Source organism: Spirillospora sp. NPDC048819 (genome assembly GCF_040650055.1).
Lineage (GTDB): Bacteria > Actinomycetota > Actinomycetes > Streptosporangiales > Streptosporangiaceae > Spirillospora.
Genome location: NZ_JBEZGN010000002.1, coordinates 434,282 through 452,845 on the forward strand (window position 1 = coordinate 434,282; position 18,564 = coordinate 452,845).

18 protein-coding genes are annotated in these 18,564 nt (G+C 72.0%); 2 read left to right on the forward strand and 16 right to left on the reverse strand.

Annotated elements, in window-relative coordinates; translation table 11 throughout:
- Positions 1 to 91: 91 nt before the first annotated feature.
- Positions 92 to 871, forward strand: coding sequence for a molybdate ABC transporter substrate-binding protein (gene modA, locus AB0C35_RS05090; protein WP_358450768.1), 780 nt, complete (start codon positions 92 to 94; stop codon positions 869 to 871).
- 29 nt (positions 872 to 900) lie between these two features.
- On the opposite strand, the gene AB0C35_RS05095 is transcribed toward modA, so the two are convergent.
- Positions 901 to 1,740 (reverse strand): hypothetical protein, encoded by an 840-nt coding sequence (locus AB0C35_RS05095; protein WP_358450771.1) that lies wholly within the window; start codon positions 1,738 to 1,740, stop codon positions 901 to 903.
- Between the two features lie 100 nt (positions 1,741 to 1,840).
- Here AB0C35_RS05095 and AB0C35_RS05100 point away from each other — a divergent pair, with 100 nt between their 5' ends.
- Positions 1,841 to 2,713: a sigma-70 family RNA polymerase sigma factor gene (locus tag AB0C35_RS05100; protein WP_358450774.1), complete on the forward strand. Its 873-nt coding sequence runs from the start codon at positions 1,841 to 1,843 to the stop codon at positions 2,711 to 2,713.
- Between the two features lie 19 nt (positions 2,714 to 2,732).
- Here the strand turns inward: AB0C35_RS05100 and AB0C35_RS05105 are convergent, their stop codons facing one another.
- The 15 genes from AB0C35_RS05105 to infB all read right to left on the reverse strand — a co-directional run bounded on the left by AB0C35_RS05105 (position 2,733) and on the right by infB (position 18,532).
- Complete coding sequence (locus AB0C35_RS05105) at positions 2,733 to 3,329, reverse strand: Uma2 family endonuclease (RefSeq protein ID WP_358450776.1); 597 nt, start codon at positions 3,327 to 3,329, stop codon at positions 2,733 to 2,735.
- Position 3,330: 1 nt separating this feature from the next.
- Positions 3,331 to 3,867, reverse strand: a complete 537-nt coding sequence (locus AB0C35_RS05110) for a transglutaminase family protein (protein ID WP_358450779.1) — start codon at positions 3,865 to 3,867, stop codon at positions 3,331 to 3,333.
- A complete protein-coding gene (gene dapB / locus AB0C35_RS05115) occupies positions 3,867 to 4,604 on the reverse strand; it encodes a 4-hydroxy-tetrahydrodipicolinate reductase (protein ID WP_358450782.1) in 738 nt (245 codons plus the stop codon). Before dapB ends, AB0C35_RS05110 begins: the two co-directional genes overlap by 1 nt.
- Positions 4,605 to 4,641: 37 nt before the next feature.
- On the reverse strand, positions 4,642 to 5,265 hold the full coding sequence (locus AB0C35_RS05120; protein ID WP_358450785.1) for an NAD(P)H-dependent oxidoreductase: 624 nt from the start codon (positions 5,263 to 5,265) through the stop codon (positions 4,642 to 4,644).
- A gap of 87 nt (positions 5,266 to 5,352) precedes the next feature.
- Complete coding sequence (locus AB0C35_RS05125; RefSeq protein WP_358450788.1) at positions 5,353 to 5,727, reverse strand: phage holin family protein; 375 nt, start codon at positions 5,725 to 5,727, stop codon at positions 5,353 to 5,355.
- 69 nt (positions 5,728 to 5,796) lie between these two features.
- Positions 5,797 to 7,116 carry a pitrilysin family protein gene (locus tag AB0C35_RS05130; RefSeq protein WP_358450791.1) on the reverse strand — a complete coding sequence of 440 codons (1,320 nt, stop codon included), beginning with the start codon at positions 7,114 to 7,116 and terminating at the stop codon, positions 5,797 to 5,799.
- Between the two features lie 78 nt (positions 7,117 to 7,194).
- Entirely contained in the window at positions 7,195 to 9,531 is a 2,337-nt protein-coding gene (locus AB0C35_RS05135) for a polyribonucleotide nucleotidyltransferase (RefSeq protein ID WP_358451113.1), read from the reverse strand.
- A 345-nt stretch (positions 9,532 to 9,876) separates the two neighbouring features.
- A complete protein-coding gene (rpsO, locus tag AB0C35_RS05140; RefSeq protein ID WP_021599383.1) occupies positions 9,877 to 10,146 on the reverse strand; it encodes a 30S ribosomal protein S15 in 270 nt (89 codons plus the stop codon).
- A gap of 226 nt (positions 10,147 to 10,372) precedes the next feature.
- Positions 10,373 to 11,317, reverse strand: coding sequence for a bifunctional riboflavin kinase/FAD synthetase (locus AB0C35_RS05145; RefSeq protein ID WP_358450796.1), 945 nt, complete (start codon positions 11,315 to 11,317; stop codon positions 10,373 to 10,375).
- A 107-nt stretch (positions 11,318 to 11,424) separates the two neighbouring features.
- Positions 11,425 to 12,102 (reverse strand): hemolysin III family protein, encoded by a 678-nt coding sequence (locus AB0C35_RS05150; protein WP_358450799.1) that lies wholly within the window; start codon positions 12,100 to 12,102, stop codon positions 11,425 to 11,427.
- A gap of 132 nt (positions 12,103 to 12,234) precedes the next feature.
- Positions 12,235 to 13,116: a tRNA pseudouridine(55) synthase TruB gene (gene truB / locus AB0C35_RS05155; RefSeq protein ID WP_358450802.1), complete on the reverse strand. Its 882-nt coding sequence runs from the start codon at positions 13,114 to 13,116 to the stop codon at positions 12,235 to 12,237.
- 14 nt (positions 13,117 to 13,130) lie between these two features.
- Positions 13,131 to 14,303, reverse strand: a complete 1,173-nt coding sequence (locus AB0C35_RS05160) for a bifunctional oligoribonuclease/PAP phosphatase NrnA (protein ID WP_358450805.1) — start codon at positions 14,301 to 14,303, stop codon at positions 13,131 to 13,133.
- The gene (gene rbfA, locus AB0C35_RS05165) at positions 14,300 to 14,821 is read right to left on the reverse strand and encodes a 30S ribosome-binding factor RbfA (RefSeq protein ID WP_358450808.1); all 522 of its coding nucleotides are present in this window, start codon (positions 14,819 to 14,821) and stop codon (positions 14,300 to 14,302) included. The genes AB0C35_RS05160 and rbfA overlap by 4 nt, the downstream gene beginning before the upstream one ends.
- Before the next feature lie 72 nt (positions 14,822 to 14,893).
- Complete coding sequence (locus AB0C35_RS05170) at positions 14,894 to 15,202, reverse strand: DUF503 domain-containing protein (protein WP_358450811.1); 309 nt, start codon at positions 15,200 to 15,202, stop codon at positions 14,894 to 14,896.
- A 282-nt stretch (positions 15,203 to 15,484) separates the two neighbouring features.
- A complete protein-coding gene (gene infB, locus AB0C35_RS05175; RefSeq protein ID WP_358450814.1) occupies positions 15,485 to 18,532 on the reverse strand; it encodes a translation initiation factor IF-2 in 3,048 nt (1,015 codons plus the stop codon).
- Positions 18,533 to 18,564 lie beyond the last annotated feature (32 nt).

Genomic DNA, 18,564 nt, shown 5'->3' on the forward strand with positions numbered 1-18,564 from the left:
ATCACCAGTTGCCGCAAACACTAGTGCGGCCCACTGACACGCCAGGGCGAATCCCGGGAGCGAACGCACCCCGACCGTAGGATGAGGCCATATGCCCGATTCCCCCCGTCCGCGGCGTCTCCGCGCGTCCGCCCTCCTCCTCGCACTCGCCCTGCCCGCCCTCGGCGCGGGCTGCAGCGGCTCGTCCGAGCCGGTCACGCTCACCGTCCTGGCGACCTCGTCGCTGAAGGAGGTGTTCGGCGAGATGGGGGCGGCCTACGCCCAGACCCGCCCGGGCGTCAGGCTGCGGTTCGAGTTCGGCGCCACGCCCGAGATGGCCGACCGGCTGTCCGGCCACGACCCGGGCGACGTCCTGGTGACGGCGGACCGGGCGAGCATCGACGAGGCCGACGCCTACCTGGCGGAACACCGCCGGACCATCGCGCACAATTCGCTGACGATCGCCGTCGGCCCCGGCAATCCGCACCGCATCCGCGGGCTGCACGACCTGACGCGCCCGGGGCTGCGGGTGGTGGTCGGCGGCGGAACCGTCCCGGTGGGCCGCTACACCCGCCAGGTCCTCGCGAACGCGGGCCTGACCGTCCGCTGGAGCTCCGAGGTGATCAGCGCGCGGGCCGTCCTGGACCTGGTGCGCGCCGGCGAGGCGGACGCGGGGATCGTCTACATCACCGACCTGCGTTCGGCGGGGGTCGCCGCGAGCAGCGTCCCGATCCCGGCGGACCTGAACGTCACCGCGGCCTTCGCCGCCGCGGCCGTCCAGGACGGCGACCACGAGGATGCCGCGAACGCCTTCGTGGCGTGGCTGGTCTCACCGGCCGCGCAGAAGCTGTTCCACAAGTACGGCTTCGTCACCCCGCCCGCCCCGCAATAGCCCCCGCCCGCCCCGCAATGGACCGGGCGTCACCCGACGCGGGGAAGGCCGATCGGGTTGGGGAACGGCATCTCCTCCGCCAGGGCCTTCGCCGCGGGCACGAGCGACCCGTAGAGCGCCTTGGGTTCGTCCAGGACGCGGTACGGGGGCGCGGCGAGTTCGTCGGTGCGCCGCTCGATGTGCGCTCTGAAGGCCCGGCCCTCCTCGGTGGCCTCCCCCTGCTCCAGGAGCCCCCGCTCGGCCAGCGCACCGGCCGCCTCGTCCCACTCCTCCTGCGACCAGCCGCGGCTCTCCCGCAGCCATTCCGCCTGGACGGTCCCGACGGCCGACGTCAGGACGTTCGCCTCCAGCCCGCTCAGTCCTTCCCCGGTGAGGAGGGCGACGTGCCCGTCCCCGCGGTGCTCGCGCAGCGCCGTGGTCGCCTGCCAGAGCGCCTCCACGGGGTCCTCCGGGACGGGCAGGTCCCGGTTGGCCGCGAACAGCGCCCGCCCCGCCCCCTCCGCCGCCAGCACGACCTGACGCAACTGCGGCGCCGCCGTCAGCGCCACGTCCTCGATGCCGGGGAAGGCCCTGCGCATTGCACGCGCCGCGGCCTCGCCCCGCACCCGCAGGATGGCCTCCGGAGACGCGAAACCCCACGCGTCGGGGATGGCCCGCCGCACCCGCGCCGGATGGAACCCGAAGAACGTCGCCTCGATCGTCCCGGCCGACACGACCCCGAGCGGCGCGCCCCGGCTGCCGAAGTACCCCATCCAGTAGCCCTTGAGGCCGGCCTCCTTGTTGGCCGTCCGGCACTCCTCCGCGAAGTACGTCACCGCGTGCAGCGGCTCGGTTACCTTCCACATGTCCCGCGCGAGCATGGCGTCCATCCGCCGAACGCTAGGCCCGCCCCGATTCGCGCACAAGCCCCGGTCACATCTCCGGCGCCCGATCCGTCAGAGGTATGACGTAACTGATCGAGGGGAAACGATGGACGAGCGCGACTTTCTGGCCGAGCGGTTCGAGGGGCACCGCACCCACCTGAAGGCGGTGGCCTACCGGATGCTCGGTTCGCTCGCCGAGGCCGACGACGCCGTCCAGGAGGCGTGGCTGCGGCTCAGCCGCTCGGGCGCCGACGACATCGAGAACCTGGGCGGCTGGCTGACCACGGTCGTCGGCCGCGTGTGCCTGGACATGCTGCGCTCGCGCACCTCGCGCCGCGAGGACCCCCTGGAGGAACGCCTCCCGGACCCGATCATCGGCCCCGCCACCGGCGTCGATCCCGAGTACGAGGCGCTGATGGCCGACTCGGTCGGGCTGGCCCTCCTGGTCGTGCTCCAGTCCCTCAGCCCCGCCGAGCGGCTCGCGTTCGTCCTGCACGACACGTTCGGAATCCCGTTCGAGGACATCGCCCCGATCGTGGGACGGTCCCCGGCGGCCGCGCGGCAGCTGGCCAGCCGCGCCCGCCGCCGGGTGCGCGGAACGGCGCCGGATCCCGAACGCGACCCGGCCCGCCAGCGCGAGGTCGTCGACGCGTTCAAGGCCGCCGCGCGCGAAGGCGACTTCGAGGCGCTCGTCGCCGTCCTCGACCCCGACGTCGTCCTGCGCGCCGACCACGGCACGGCCGGCTGGACGGAGTTCCGCGGCGCGGCGGCGGTGGCCGGGCAGGCGCTCATGTTCCGCCAGGCGGCCGGCGAGTCGTACCCGGCACTGGTCAACGGCACCGCCGGGATCGTCAGCATCGCCGACGGCCGGCCGAGGTCCGTCCTGTCCTTCACGATCGTGGACGGCAGGGTCGCCGAGATCGACATCCTCGCCGACCCGGCCCGCCTCGCCACTCTCGACCTGACCGTCCTCAACTGACCCCCGGCCCCCAGGCCCGCTACCCGTCAAGGTCGGCGAACGGGATGTTCACCCCGAACGGCTCGTCAAGCACGAGCTCGTCTTCGTGCGTCTCCACGAGCCGGTAGGTTCTGCTCGCCCAATCAAGGCGGTACTCGTGGACCGTCTTGATGTAGAGGTCACCGTCGAGGAACACGACAAGGTAGACGGATATGCCCTCATGCGCATACTCGGCGAGCTTGTCGACCGTGTCGGTGTATCCGGAGCCGGGCGATACCACCTCCACGACCATGACCGTGTCGGCGGCCGCCAGCTTGGCACCGCGAGGGATGCACTCGTAAACCGAGACGTCCGGGCGCCGGAACGAGAACCTCCCGTCCTTGCGACGACGCTTCACAAAGTGGACGTCGATGTCCGTGGAGACGCGCAGACAGGGATCGTCCGGCTTGGCTGCCTCCAGCCTGTTCGCCAGCCTGCGGGCCACATCACTGTGCTCGGCGCTGCCGCTCTGGCACAAGATGATGTTCCCGTCGATTACTTCGATCAGCTTCCGAACCTGATCGGGAAGCGCGTCGTACTCGGATTCGCTGAGAGTCAGCGACTCAGGGTCGGACGCCCACGCCGGCAAGCTGCTCACATCAGGATCCTATGGCGGGGAGGGCTGAGGGGCGCGGCATGGCCTTGAGGCCCTCTAGGACGGGCTCGGGCGGGGCCGCGTAGATGGTGGGGTGGATCGGGTCGTCCGGGTAGGCCAGGCGGTTCTCAGACGCGGAGAAATGGACGTCCACGCCCGGCTTGTTGCCCCGGGGGTCGAGGTAGACCCAGCGGTCGTCGATCAGGGCGGCGGTGAGGCCGTGCAGGACTCCCGAGGAGTGCTGGTAGCACAGGCCCGCCTGGATGCCGCCCGCGCGCAGAAGGGCGACGTAGGCGTGCGACTTGGCGTAGCAGAGGCCGGTGCGCTGGTCGAGGACGTCGGAGGCGCGCCAGGGGACGCGGGTGTCCCCGGCGTCCATGGAATGGGTGACCCGGTCGCGGACGTGGTCGAACGCGGAGCGGGCGAAGGCAATGTCGTCGCCGGTGCGCAGCTCCGAGGCGATCGACTGGACGAGCGGGTGCTCGATGTCGATCGCCTCGGAGGCGGCGAGGTAGTCCCAGGGGTCGCCGGCGAAGTCCATCAGAGGCCGAGGAGGGTCTCGATGCCGAGCGTGAGGCGGTCGAGTTCGGGGACCCTGCGGACGGCGAGCAGGACGCCCGGCATGAACGACTCGCGGTCCATGGAGTCGTGCCGGATGGTGAAGATCTCGCCGTGGCCGCCGAGGACGACCTCCTGGTGGGCGATGGCGCCGGAGAGGCGGACGGCGTGCACGCGGACGCCGTCCACGTCGGCGCCGCGGGCGCCGTCGACCTCGGAGGTGGTGGCGTCCGGGGACGCCGGGACACCGGCCTCGGCGCGGGCGGCTGCCACCAGTTCGGCGGTGCGGTAGGCCGTGCCGGACGGGGCGTCGACCTTGTTGGGGTGGTGCGTCTCGACGATCTCGACGGACTCGAAGAACGGGGCGGCCTTCTGCGCGAAGTGCATCATCAGCACAGCGCCGATCCCGAAGTTCGCGGCGATGATGACGTTCCCGGTCGACTCGTCGGTCAGCCAGGAGCGGACGGTGTCGAGGCGGGACGGCTCGAAGCCGCTGGTGCCGACGACGGCGTGCAGGCCGTGCTCGACGCACCATTTGAGGTTGTCCATGACGACGCCGGGGTGGGTGAAGTCGACGACGACCTCGGCGGCGGTCAGCGCGTCGAGCGCGTCGCCCTGGTCGACGGCGGCGACGAGCTCCATGTCGCCGGCCCCCTGCACCGCGCGGCACACCTCGGCGCCCATGCGGCCCCGCGCCCCCAGCACCCCGACCTTGATCACGTGTTCCTCCCGGTTGGCGTCCCGCCCGAGCCTATCGTCAGAAGCGCTTGCCCAGCTCGCGTGCGTCGGCGTGCGCGGTGCGCCGGCCCGTCTCCGCGTCGGCGGTGGCGAGGTTGGGGCGGAAGGTGACGGTGCCGAGGTCGGTGATCCCCGCCCAGCGGAGCCAGCCTTCCAGGAACGGTGCCTGGTGGTCGGCGCCGAATGCGGGCGGGCGGCCGTCGCCGTAGACGGCGCTGGTGTAGACGACGGCGGCCTTCTTGCCGCGCAGGAGGCCGGTGTAGCCGTCGGCCGGGTCGAAGGCGAAGACCCACCCGGGCTGGGAAACGACGTCGATGAACTGCTTGAGGATGTAGGGGACGCTGGAGTTCCACATGGGGACGCTGAACAGGTAGCGGTCGTAGGAGTCGAAGCGCTCGAAGACGGCCCGTGCGGCCTCCCATGCGGCGGCCTGCTCCCCGGCCGGGTCGTCGCCCGCGAACACGGTCATCTTGGCGCCGGCTCCGGCGGGGCCGAACGCGGGGAGGCTGCCGTCCCAGAGGTCGTAGTGGTCGACGACGTCGCCGTGGGTCTCGCGGTAGGCGTCCACGAACGTTCCGGCGATCGACAGGGACTCGGAGGCGGCGCCGCGGGGGGACGCGGAGATGTGCAGCAGGCGTGACATGAGGGTCCTCTCGGAGAAGGCATGCGGACTAGAGTCCGGTTACTTCTCCGGAGATTAACGGACCTCAGTCCGCTTAGCAAGCGGGGATCAGTCGTCGTCCGAGACGAACAGGTTGAGCAGCCAGCTGACGACGCCGACGATGATCGCGCCCCAGAACGCGGGCCAGAACCAGTCGACATGGAACGGCAGGTCCAGCTCCCCCGCCACCCAGCTCGTCAGCATGAGCAGGCCCGCGTTCACCACCAGCGCGAACAGGCCGAGGGTCAGGATGTAGAACGCGCAGCCCAGAACCTTGATGATCGGCTTGAGGACCGCGTTGACGACGCCGAAGATGGCCGCGACCGCGAGCAGCGTCAGCGCCCGCTCGGCCGTGGTGCCGGAGGTCAGCTCGATGCCGTCCAGGACGGCCTCGGCCACCCACAGGGCGATCGCGCAGATGACAAGCCTGATGAGGATCTTCACCCGCGAAGGTCTACCCGAATCGCGGCGGCTTGACGAACGGCGCGGAGTAACGATTCGGGGCGGGACGGCTCAGGCGGAGAAGTCGCGGTCCCCCACCGGGCCGATCACGGTGAGCGCCTGCGGGGCGGCGAGGACCTCGCGGGCGACCTCTCGGACGTCGTCCAGCGTGACGGCCTCGATGCGGGCCAGCACCTCGTCCACGGCCAGCAGCGACTCGTAGACCAGCTCGCTCTTGCCGATGCGGCTCATGCGGGAGCCGGTGTCCTCCAGGCCGAGGACCATCGCGCCGCGCAGCTGCCCCTTGCCGCGCTCCAGCTCCTCCGCGGTGAGGCAGTCGGCGGCGGCCTTGCCGACCTCGTCGCGGCAGATCGACAGGACCTCCTCGGCCTTGGCGGGCTGGCAGCCCGCGTAGACGCCGAAGATGCCGGAGTCGGCGTACTGGGCGGTGTAGCTGTACACCGAGTACGCCAGGCCGCGCTTCTCGCGGATCTCCTGGAACAGGCGGGACGACATGCCGCCGCCGAGCGCCGCGTTCAGCACGCCGAGCGCGAACCGGCGGTCGTCGGTCCGGGACACGCCCGCGCCGCCGAGGATGATGTGGGCCTGCTCGGTGTCCTTGTCGATGACCACGCTGCGCGGGTCCATCGGCGCGGGCGCACCGTCCAGGCGGGGTGCGGCGGGTGCGGCGTCACCCGTCAGATGCCCCTCGAACGCGCGGGACACGAGCCGGACGACCTCGTCGTGGTCGATGTTGCCCGCCACCGACACCACGAGGTTGGACGGGACGTAGTGCTCCCGGTAGTAGTTGTGGATCCGGTCCCGGGCCAGCGTGTTGATCGAGTCCTCGGTGCCGAGGATGGGACGTCCGAGCGGGGTGTCGCCGTACAGCGCGGTGGCGAACTCGTCGTGGATCAGGTCGCCGGGATCGTCGTCGCGCATGTGGATCTCTTCGAGGATCACGCCGCGCTCGGCCTCGACGTCCTCGGGACGGTTCACCGACGCGGTGACCATGTCGGACACCACGTCCACGGCGAGGGGCAGGTCGGAGTCCAGGACCCGCGCGTAGTAGCAGGTGTACTCCTTGGCGGTGAACGCGTTGAGGTCGCCGCCGACGGCGTCGATCGCCGCGGAGATCTCCAGCGCCGACCGCCGACGCGTGCCCTTGAACAGCACGTGCTCCAGGTAGTGGCTCGCGCCGGCGTCGGCGGGCGCCTCGTCGCGGGAGCCGACCGCCGACCAGATGCCGAACGCGGCGGAGCGCACGGCCGGCAGCGCCTCGGTGATGACGCGCAGCCCGCCGGGCAGGACGGTGCGGCGTACCGCGCCGGCGCCCTCGGTGTGGATCGTGGTGGTGGTGCCGGGCTCCTGCGCCCTCGCCGGCAGGGTCACGTGTCGCTCACATTCCGTCGTTGGAGAGCGGCCGGCCGGCCTCCCCTCGCGGGCAGGCCGGCCGGTCATCGCCGAGGGTCAGGAGTTGCGCTGGCCGGAGTCGTCGCCGCGGCGGGTGCGGCGGCGGCGCGGACGGCGCTCACCGTCGTCGCGCCGCTCCCGGCCCTCACCGTCGTCGCCGCCGGAGGACTCCGAGGACTCGGCGGGCGCGGTGCCGCCGTCGCCCGGACCGCCGTTGTCGGCCTCCTTCTCGATCACCTCGACCGGCACCAGCGACAGCTTGCCGCGCTGGTCGATCTCGGTGACCTCGACCTGGATCTTCTCGCCGACGCCCATCACGTCCTCGACGTTCTCGATCCGGGCGCCGCCGTGCAGCTTGCGGATCTGCGAGACGTGCAGCAGGCCGTCCTTGCCGGGCAGCAGCGACACGAACGCGCCGAACGTGGTGGTCTTGACGACGGTGCCGAGGAACCGCTCGCCGACCTCCGGCATGTGCGGGTTGGCGATCGAGTTGATCGCCTGCCGCGCGGCCTCGGCGGACGGGCCGTCGGTGGCGCCGACGTAGATGGTGCCGTCGTCCTCGATCGTGATGTCGGCGCCGGTGTCGTCCTGGATCGAGTTGATCATCTTGCCCTTGGGGCCGATGACCTCGCCGATCTTGTCGACCGGGACCTTGATGGTGATGATCCGCGGCGCGTTCGGGCTCATCTCGGCGGGTGCCTCGATGGCCTCCTGCATCACGTCCAGGATCGCCAGCCGGGCGCCCTTGGCCTGCTTCAGCGCGGCGGCCAGCACCGAGGCGGGGATGCCGTCGAGCTTGGTGTCCAGCTGCAGCGCGGTGATCAGGTCACGGGTGCCGGCGACCTTGAAGTCCATGTCGCCGAACGCGTCCTCGGCGCCGAGGATGTCGGTGAGGGTGACGTACTCGTCGCCCTCGTTGATCAGGCCCATCGCGATGCCCGCCACCATCTGCCTCAGCGGGACGCCCGCGTCCAGCAGCGACATGGTGGACGCGCAGACCGAGCCCATCGAGGTGGACCCGTTGGACCCGACGGCCTCCGACACCTGCCGGATCGCGTACGGGAACTCCTCGCGGGTCGGCAGCACCGGGAGGATGGCGCGCTCGGCGAGGGCGCCGTGCCCGATCTCGCGGCGCTTGGGCGAGCCGACCCGGCCGGTCTCACCGGTGGAGTACGGCGGGAAGTTGTAGTTGTGCATGTAGCGCTTGGTGCGCTCGGGGTTCAGCGTGTCGATCATCTGCTCCATGCGGAGCATGTTCAGCGTCGTCACGCCGAGGATCTGGGTCTCGCCGCGCTCGAACAGCGCCGAGCCGTGCACGCGCGGGACGACGTGCGCCTCGGCGGTCAGCTGGCGGATGTCCTTCAGCCCGCGGCCGTCGATGCGCAGCCCGTCGCGGACGACGCGCTCGCGGATCAGCTTCTTGGTGACGGCGCGGTAGGCGGCGGAGATCTCCTTCTCGCGCCCCTCGAACGTCTCGGCGAGCTTCTCCGCTGCGGCGGCCTTGATCTCGTCCAGCCGGGTCTCGCGCTCCTGCTTGCCGGCGATCGTCAGCGCCTGCGCGAGGTCGCCGCCGACCGCGTCGGTGACGGCGGCGAGCACGTCGTCCTGGTAGTCCAGGAAGATCGGGTACTCGGCGGTCTCCTTGGCGGCGACCGCGGCGAGGTCGCTCTGCGCCTTGCACAGGACCTTGATGAACGGCTTGGCCGCCTCCAGGCCCTCCGCGACGGTCTCCTCGGTCGGGGCGGTCGCGCCCTCGCCGACGAGCTTCAGGGTGTCGCGGGTGGACTCCGCCTCGACCATCATGATCGCGACGTCGCCGTCCTCGAGCACCCGCCCGGCGACCACCATGTCGAAGGTGGCGCGCTCCAGCTCGGGGTGGGTGGGGAAGCCGACCCACTGGCCCTCGATCAGCGCGACGCGGACGCCGCCGATCGGGCCGGAGAACGGCAGGCCGGCCAGCTGCGTGGACAGCGAGGCGGCGTTGATCGCCACCACGTCGTACAGGTGGTCGGGGTGCAGCGCCATGATCGTCTCGACGACCTGGATCTCGTTGCGCAGCCCCTTGGTGAACGACGGGCGCAGCGGCCGGTCGATCAGCCGGCAGGTCAGGATCGCGTCCTCGGACGGACGCCCCTCGCGGCGGAAGAACGAGCCGGGGATGCGCCCGGCCGCGTACATCCGCTCCTCGACGTCCACGGTCAGGGGGAAGAAGTCCAGGTTCTCCTTGGGCTTCTTGGACGCGGTCGTCGCCGACAGCACCATCGTGTCGTCGTCGAGGTAGGCGACGGCGGAGCCGGCGGCCTGGCGGGCCAGCCGGCCCGTCTCGAAGCGGATGGTGCGGGTCCCGAACGTGCCGTTGTCGATCACGGCCTCGGTGCTCTGCGCACCATCGATGCGCACGGCTTCTGTCACGGGAAACCTCCTCAGGGTTCCAATGTCGGTCCTCGCGGCCGTTTCCCGTGGTCTTGCACGCTGCCGGTCTTCGATCGAAGCACCCGGATCGAGATCTCCGCCGATGCGGCGGAACGGATCCGGAAGCCACTACCGAGGACCGGCCCGCACCAGCGGTGTCCGCGAGGCTTGTCTGCAGTTGTGCGGCCCGCCCGCGGCCTCACGGCCGGGCGGCCGGTGCGCCGGCGGCCGGCCCGTCCGGCCGGGCCCCGGCGCGGCCGGCGGCCCGTGCGGGCCGGCCGGCGATAAAAGGAAGGGAGTGGCCCGGCGGGCCACTCCCTCACCGTCCTAGCGGCGCAGGCCGAGTCGCTCGATCAGCTGCCGGTAGCGGTTGATGTCCTTGTTGCTGAGGTACTTCAGGAGCCGACGACGACGGCCGACCAGCAGCAGGAGGCCGCGGCGGCTGTGGTGGTCGTGCTTGTGCTCCTTGAGGTGCTCCGTCAGATCGTTGATGCGGCGCGTCAGCAGCGCGACCTGGACCTCCGGGGATCCGGTGTCACCCTCAGTGGTCGCGTACTCGGCGATGATCTGGTTCTTCGTGGCGGTGTCGAGCGACACGTGGCTCCTTCGATGATATCGACACCCGCAGATCCGGGGCCCGGTGGGCGCACGGGTCCGCATGGTGCGTGTTCTAGAGATTGGCGGGCCGCATGAGGGTGCAGCCAGCCGCGCCGGGGCCCTTCCCGGCGACTATTCACCGTACCATGTCGGAAAGCCACCCGGTCACGAAGCGAAAAGTGCCGCTATCGCAGGGTACACACCGGTCAGAGGGCATTCGTTACGGTCAGTCCCTGGCGATCTCGCGGATGCGGGCCACGTCCAGGTGCATCTGCTCGACCAGCGCCTCGACGGAGTCGAACTTCAGCGTGTCGCGGACGCGGGCGGTGAAGTCGACGGCCATGTGCTCGCCGTAGAGGTCCAGGTCGTCACGGTCCAGCCCGTACGCCTCGACGGTCCGCTCCCCCGCGCCCTCGAACGTCGGGTTGGTGCCGATGGAGATCGCGGCCGGCCAGCGGAAGTCCGGGTAGCGCTCGGAGTCGCAGACCAGCCAGCCTCCGTAGACGCCGTCGGCGGGGATCGCGGTGTGCGGCAGCGTCTCCAGGTTGGCGGTGGGGAAGCCGAGCGCGCGACCCCGCTGGTGCCCGCGCACGACGACGCCCTCGACGCGGTGCGGCCGGCCGAGCGCCCGCGCCGCGGCGTCGACCTCGCCCACGTCGAGCCGCCCCCGGATGTAGGTGGACGAGATCGTGCCGCCGTTGGCCACCAGCGGCACGCCCTCGGCGGTGAAGTCGTACTTCTCGCCGAGCTCGCGCAGCAGCGCGACGTCGCCCTTGGCCTTGTGCCCGAACCGGAAGTCCTCGCCGACGATGACGTGGGCCGCGTGGAGCCGGTCCACCAGGACCGACTGGACGAACTCGTCCGGCGCCATCTTCGACAGCTCCAGCGTGAACGGCACGACCACGACCGCGTCGGTGCCGAGGCCCTCCAGCAGCTCGATGCGGCGCTTGGTGCCGGCGAGCAGCGGCGGGTGGGTGCCGGGCCGGACGACCTCGTCCGGATGCGGGTCGAAGGTGATGACCACCGAGCGCAGGCCGCGGTCGCGGGCCTCCTGCGCCGCGGCGCCGACGATCCGCTGGTGGCCGCGGTGCACACCGTCGAACACACCAATCGTGATCACTGAACGGCCCCAGTCTGCGGGAACCTCGTCGAGGCCATTCCAGCGCCGCACCATTCTCTCCCTGCGTAGGACGTGCCTGCCCGGTTGCTGTCGTCCTAAGAGTGCCATGCGGGTGCGGGGGGCGTCGCACCCAGGGGGGCCGACCGGCGCCGCATCCGTCAGCCGGACTGGTAGACGACGAACGACACCGCGATGTACTGGAGGATGTAGGCGGCGAGCGTGCAGGCGTGGAAGACCTCGTGGAAGCCGAACCAGCGCGGGGAGGGGTTGGGGCGGCGCAGCCCGTACACCACTCCCCCGACGCTGTAGCAGATTCCGCCGACCGCGACCATGAGGCAGGCCGCCAGTCCGGCACCGGACAGGAACTGCGGCAGGAAGAACACCGCGACCCAGCCGAGCACGATGTAGAGGGTCACATAGAGCGCTCGCGGCGCGCCGATCCACATGGTGCGGAAGACGACGCCGGCCAGGGCGCCCGTCCACACGGTGACCAGGACGGCGAGGCGCACCCCGCCGTCCAGCGCGAGGACCGCGAACGGCGTGTACGTCCCGGCGATGATCAGATAGATGTTGGCGTGGTCGAAGCGGCGCAGGACCTCGATCAGCCGGTGCGAGGTCTGCCGGTGGTAGGTCCCCGAGATGCCGAACAGCAGGGCCGACGCCGCCACGTACACCGCCGACGCCAGACGCGCCTGCACGGTCGGGCCGAGCGCGACGAGCACGAGCCCGGCGACCAGCACCGCGGGGAACGCGCCGACGTGCAGCCAGCCGCGCAGCCGCGGACGGGTCGGGGACGCCGCCAGGGTCTGGCCGTCCACAGTGGTCTGGTCGTTCACAGGGGTCACCACCTCCTACCAAAACGAACCTACGGTTACGTAGGTTACTTGTCCGTAGGTTCGGCCGCATCGCCTACCACTGGTGATGCTCGCCACGGGCACCGGTCATGTCCAGACCCGGCCGGCGAAAGGTCAGGACACGAAGACGGCGATGGGCTTCGCGACCTGCCCCTTCTCCTCGACCAGCGCCAGCAGCGACCCGTCGGGCGCGAAAACGCCCACCGGGCCCGGCCCGAGCCCCGCCGCCGGGAGCCGCCCGCCGTGCGCGACCTTGCGGGCGTCGTCGTCCGACACGTCCCGGCGCGGGAACACGGCCGCGACGGCCTCGGCCATCGGCAGGATCTCCAGCTTCGCGGCGAGCCTGTCCAGTGTCCGCGCCATGCCGAGGTCGTACGGCCCGACCCGGGTACGGCGCAGCGCCGTCAGATGGCCCCCGCAGCCGAGCGACGCGCCGAGATCCCGGGCCAGCGCACGGATGTAGGTACCGGACGAGCAGGTGATCGACGCGTCCACATCGATCACCTCACCGTGCCGCCGGACGCCGGTCACCGCGAAGTCGTGCACGGTCACCGGGCGGTCGGCGAGCGCGACCTCCTCGCCCTTGCGGGCCATCTTGTACGCCCGCTCCCCGTTCACCTTGATCGCGCTGACCTGCGGCGGGACCTGCCGGATCGGCCCGGTCAGCGCCGCGATCCCCGCGCGCAGCGCCTCGTCGGCGACCCCCGCGGCGGACGCCGCCGCGATGATCTCGCCCTCGGCGTCGTCGGTGTTGGTCGACTCGCCCAGCCGGATCGTCGCGTCGTAGCCCTTCTCGGTCAGCGCCAGATGCCCGAGCAGGCGGGTGGCCTTGCCGACCCCGAGGACCAGGACGCCGGTCGCCATCGGGTCCAGCGTTCCCGCGTGCCCGACGCGCCGGGTCTTCGCCAGCCGCCGCATCCTGCCGACCACGTCGTGCGACGTCCAGCCCGCCGGCTTGTCCACGATGACGAGCCCCGAGTTGTCCGAGTTGTCCACGCGCGCTCCGAAAGTCAGTCGTCCCGTTCGCCGGGGACGCGCAGCGCGGCGCGCAACCGGTCGATGATGCAGGCGGGTTCCCCGCCCATGGTGAACGCGGCGGCGGTGCGGTGCCCGCCCCCGCCGAGCTCGACGCAGGCGCGGCCGACGTCGACCGAGCCCTTCGAGCGGGTGGAGACGTACCACTCGCCGCCGTCGTTCTCCTTGCACACGACCGCGACCTCGGCCTCGTCGGTGCGCCTGAGCTGGTCGATGACCCCTTCGAGCTGGTCGTAGTGGACGTCGCGGGCGTCACGGTCCGAGCGCGCGATCGTCGTCCAGACCAGGCCGCGGCCGCCGGCGGCATCGCGCTCCAGCCGGGCCCGCGCCAGCGCCCCCGCGAGGACCTGCAGGTACCCGAACGGCGCCCGGTCCCACAGCTCCCGGCTCACCGCCTCCGGCCGGACGCCCGCCGTGAGCAGCCGTCCCGCCAGATCGTGGACCTCCGGGGTCGTGCACGGGTACTTGAACGAGCCGGTGTCGCTGGCGAGCCCCGCGTACAGGCCCTGGGCGATATCGCGGTCCAGCTCGACGCCGAGCCTGCGGATCAGCTCCTCGACCAGCACCGCCGTGGCGGCGGCGTCCGGGTCGACCAGCCGCACCCCGCCGAACCCGGTGTTGGACGCGTGGTGGTCGACCACGATCAGGGCACCGGCCCGGCCGGCGGCCTCGGCGAGGGAGCCGAGCCGCGCCTGCCCCGCCGCGTCCAGCGAGATCATCAGATCCGGGGCCGCGGGCATCCGGGCGGGCTCGACGAGCATCTCCTGGCCCGGCAGGAACCGCAGGATCTCCGGCACCGTGAACGGCTCCCCGAACGACGCCAGGCACCGCTTGCCGAGCGCGCGCAGCGCCTGCGCCAGCGCCAGCATGGACCCGAGCGCGTCCCCGTCCGGGGCGACGTGGCAGGCGAGGCAGACCTCCCCGGCGCCGCGGATCAGCTCGACCGCCCGGTCCCACTCCAGACCGCCGGGCGCGCCGTCCGACGGGACGCCCGGCGCGGCGGGGACGGCGGGTCCACCGCCGCGCACGCCACCGCCGCGCGGCACGATGTCGTGGCCGCTCGCGGAATGCCCGTCCACGTCGTGCAGGAGGCACTCCTCCGTCCAGCCGGCGCCCGGCGCCTCCGCGCGCCTCTCCGGGCCGCTCACGATGACGGGCGTCCGGAACGGCCGTCCTCACCGTCCCCCGCGGCGTCGTGACCGCCGAAGTCGGCGCCGTCGACGTCCTCGCCGAGGTCGTCGTCGCCGCCATCGGCCTCGCGGTAGGGGTTGGCGTCACCGGCCGGGGACGCGCCCTGAGCCGCCCTCGCGACCTCGGCGTCCCTGGCGCGGGCCTTGGCCAGCAGGTCGTCGATGTGCGCGACGTTCTCCATCAGGGAGTCCATGACGAAGGTGATGCTGGGCGTGTGCCGGACACCGGTCTGCCTGCCCACCTCCGACCTGATGACGCCCTTGGCGCTCTCCAGCGCGGCGGCCGTCTCGGCGCGCTCGCCGTCCGACCCGTACACCGTGTAGTAGACGGTCGCGTCGCGCAGGTCGTTGGTGATGCGGGTGTCCGTCACGGTCACGAAGCCGAGCCGCGGATCCTTGATCCGCCTCTCCAGCATCTCGGCCACGATCTGCTGGATGCGGTCGGCGAGCTTACGCGCCCGAGCTGCGTCCACCATGATCGCACTCCCTTTCTATGGTCTACGCGAGGACTGACCCGCACTTCTCATTGTGCGGGGAAGACCGCGCACTCAGTCCTCATCATGGAAAAGCCGCTGCCGCGCGGACAGCAGCTCGATCTCCGGGCGCCCGGCCACCAGCCGTTCGCACCGGTCGAGCACCTGGGTGCAGTTGGCCGCGGTGCCCGACACCACCGCCACCCCGATCTCCGCCCTGCGATGCAGGTCGTTGTCGCCGGTCTCGGCGACGGCCACCGCCGGGAAGTGCTTCTGCACCTCGGCGATGATGGGCCGCAGGATCGACCGCTTCTGTTTCAGCGAGCGAACGTCCCCCAGCAGCAGGTCCAGCTTCAGCGCACCCACGTACACCTGGTCGATCACCTCAGGATCCTCAGAAGATGGAACGACGGTGGTCACCCGCCGTGTTCCCGGTCCGCGACCGCCGCGCCCCGCCGGGCGGACCGGGCGGTGCGGACGGCGGAGGCGCGGCCGGACATGACAGACGCCAGGCTAGAAGATCCGCCTGGCGTCATGTCACCTGATTAAACGATCACGTCGGCGGCTCGGCGCCGCCCCGGCCGGGGCCGGGCGGTGCCGGACAGCCCGCCCGCGCGGCCCGGCCGAACCGGACCGCGCGGACGTGCACGCCGTCGAGCACGCGCCTCAGAGGCGGGGCTTCTCCCGCATCTCGAAGCACTCGATGACGTCGCCGAGCTTGATGTCGTTGTACCCCACGCCGATACCGCACTCGAAGCCCTCGCGGACCTCGGTCGCGTCGTCCTTGAAGCGGCGCAGCGACGACACCGTGAGGTTGTCGGCCACCACGACCCCGTCGCGGACGATGCGGGCCTTGGCGTTGCGCTGGATGGTCCCCGAGGTGACCATCGAGCCGGCGACGCTGCCGATCCGCGGCACCTTGAAGATCTCGCGGATCTCCGCGGTGCCGAGCTGGGCCTCCTCGAACTCCGGCTTGAGCATGCCCTTGAGGGCCGCCTCGATCTCGTCGATCGCCTGGTAGATGACCGAGTAGTACCGGATGTCCACGCCTTCGCGGTCGGCCAGTTCCTGCGCGTTGCGCTCGGGCCGCACGTTGAAGCCGATGATGACCGCACCCTCGGACGCCACCGAGAGGTTGACGTCGTTCTGCGTGATCGCGCCGACGCCGCGGCGGATGATCCGCAGGTTGACCTCGTCGCCCACGTCGATCTTGAGCAGCGAGTCCTCCAGCGCCTCGACGGAACCGGAGACGTCGCCCTTGAGGATGAGCAGCAGCTCGTCGCGCTCGCCGCGCTCGAGGTCCTTGAACAGCTCCTCGAGGGAGCTGCTCTTGCGGCTCTTGAGCAGTTCGGCGTTGCGCTTGCGCGCCACCCGCTTGTCGGCGATCTGCCGGGCGACCCGGTCGTCGTCGACGACCAGGAAGTTGTCGCCCGCGCCGGGCACGGCCGCGAGGCCGAGCACCATCACCGGACGGGACGGGCCCGCCTCCTCGACGTTCTTCCCGTTCTCGTCGAGCATCGCCCGGACGCGGCCGTTGGCCACGCCGCAGACGATCGAGTCGCCGACCCGCAGCGTGCCGCGCTGCACCAGCACGGTCGCCACGGCGCCCCGGCCCTTGTCCAGGTGGGCCTCGATGGCCGAGCCCTGGGCGGGCATCTCGGGGTTGGCCTTCAGGTCGAGTTCGGCGTCGGCGGTCAGGACGATCGCCTCCAGCAGCCCGTCGATGTTGTCGCGCTGCTTGGCCGACACGTCCACGAACTGGGTCGAGCCGCCGAACTCCTCGGCGACCAGTCCGTACTCGGTGAGCTGGGCCCGGACGCGGTTCGGGTCCGCGCCCTCGACGTCGATCTTGTTGACCGCGACGACGATCGGGACCCCGGCCGCGGTGGCGTGGTCGATCGCCTCGGTGGTCTGCGGCTTGACGCCGTCGTCCGCCGCGACCACCAGCACCACCAGGTCGGTGGTGTCGGCACCGCGGGCGCGCATGGCGCTGAACGCCTCGTGACCCGGGGTGTCGATGAAGGTGATCTTGCGGTTCTCGCCGTCGACCTCGGTCTCGACCTGGTAGGCGCCGATGTGCTGGGTGATGCCGCCGGCCTCGCCCGCCTGCACGTTGGCGTGCCGGACGGCGTCCAGCAACTTGGTCTTACCGTGGTCGACGTGGCCCATGACGGTGACCACCGGCGGACGGGACTGGAGGTACTCCTCGCCGCCCTCGTCCTCGCCGTACTCGATGTCGAACGACTCGAGCAGTTCGCGGTCCTCGTCCTCGGGGCTGACGACCTGGACGTCGAAGTCCAGCTCCAGCCCGAGGGCCTGCAGGTCGTCGGGGTCGACCGACTGGGTCGCGGTGACCATCTTGCCGAGGTGCATCATGATCGCGACGAGCGACGCCGGGTTGGCGCCGACCTTCTCGGCGAAGTCGGTCAGGGACGCGCCCTGCGGCAGCCGGATGGTCTTGCCGTGGCCGCGCGGAGCCGAGACGCCGCCGACGGCGGGCGCCTGCATGTTCTCGAACTCTTGACGACGTGCCCGCTTCGACTTGCGGCCGCGTGCGGGACGTCCACCGGGACGTCCGAACGCGCCCTGCGTGCCGCCGCGGCCGCGGCCGCCGCCACCGGGACGGGGACCGAAGCCGCCGCCCGGACGGCCGCCGGCACCCGTGCGGGGACCGCCGAAGCCGCCGCCGCCACCGGGACGGCCGCCGCCACCGGGGCCGCGCCCGCCGCCACCGGGACCACGCCCGCCGCCGCCGGGGCCACGGCCACCGCCGCCGCCACCGGGACCACCGCGCCCAGGCGCCGCGGGGCGCGAGGACGGCATGTTCATCGGGCTCGGACGCGGGCCGCCCGGCCGCGGCGGCATGCTGCCGCCCGGGCTCGGACGGGGGCCGCCGGGACCGGGGCCGGGACCGGGACGGCCGCCGCCGGGACGCGGACCGCCGGCGCGGTCGCCGCCGGGGCGGTCACCGCGGTCGGGACGATCGGCGCCCGGACGCGGGCCGGGACGCGGGCCCGGCTTGGGCGACTGGCCCATGCCGGTGTTGGTCGAGCTGAACGGGTTGTTGCCCGGACGCGGGCCACCGGGGCCACGGCCGCCGCCTCCGCCACCCTGGCGGGGGCCGGGACGCGGGCCCGGCTTGGGCGCGCGGGGACCCGGCTTCGGGCCGCCCGGCCCGGCCGGCGCGCGGCTGCCGGCACCGGCGCCTCCGGCGGGGCCGGCATCTCCGGCGGGACCGGCGGGACCGGCCGCGGGCGGGGCGCTCGGGCCCTGCGCCGCGGGCGCGTCCACCGGGGTGCCCGGCGCCGGCGGGACCGGCGTGCGCGGGCCCGGCCTCGGGGCGCCGCCCTGACCGCCCTGACCGCCCTGACCGCCCGGCGCGGCCGGGCTGGGCTTGGGCGTGGACGGGCGCGGCGCCGCGGGCCGCGGGGCCTGCGGGCGTCCACCCTGGGAATCGGACGCGCCGCCGCCGGGCGGACCCGGACGCGGCGCGGCGGGACGCGGAGCCGAAGACCGCTTCGGCGCTGCGCGCTTGTCCCCCTGCTTGGGGGAAGAAGAATTGGAGAAGGCTTCTGACAGCCTGCGAACGACCGGCGCCTCAATCGTGGAGGACGCCGACCGTACGAACTCGCCCATTTCCTGGAGCTTGGCCATGACGACCTTGCTCTCTACACCGAACTCCTTGGCGAGTTCATAAACCCGGACCTTGGCCACTGCACTCCCTACTCGGTCCGGGGGTGCGGCCT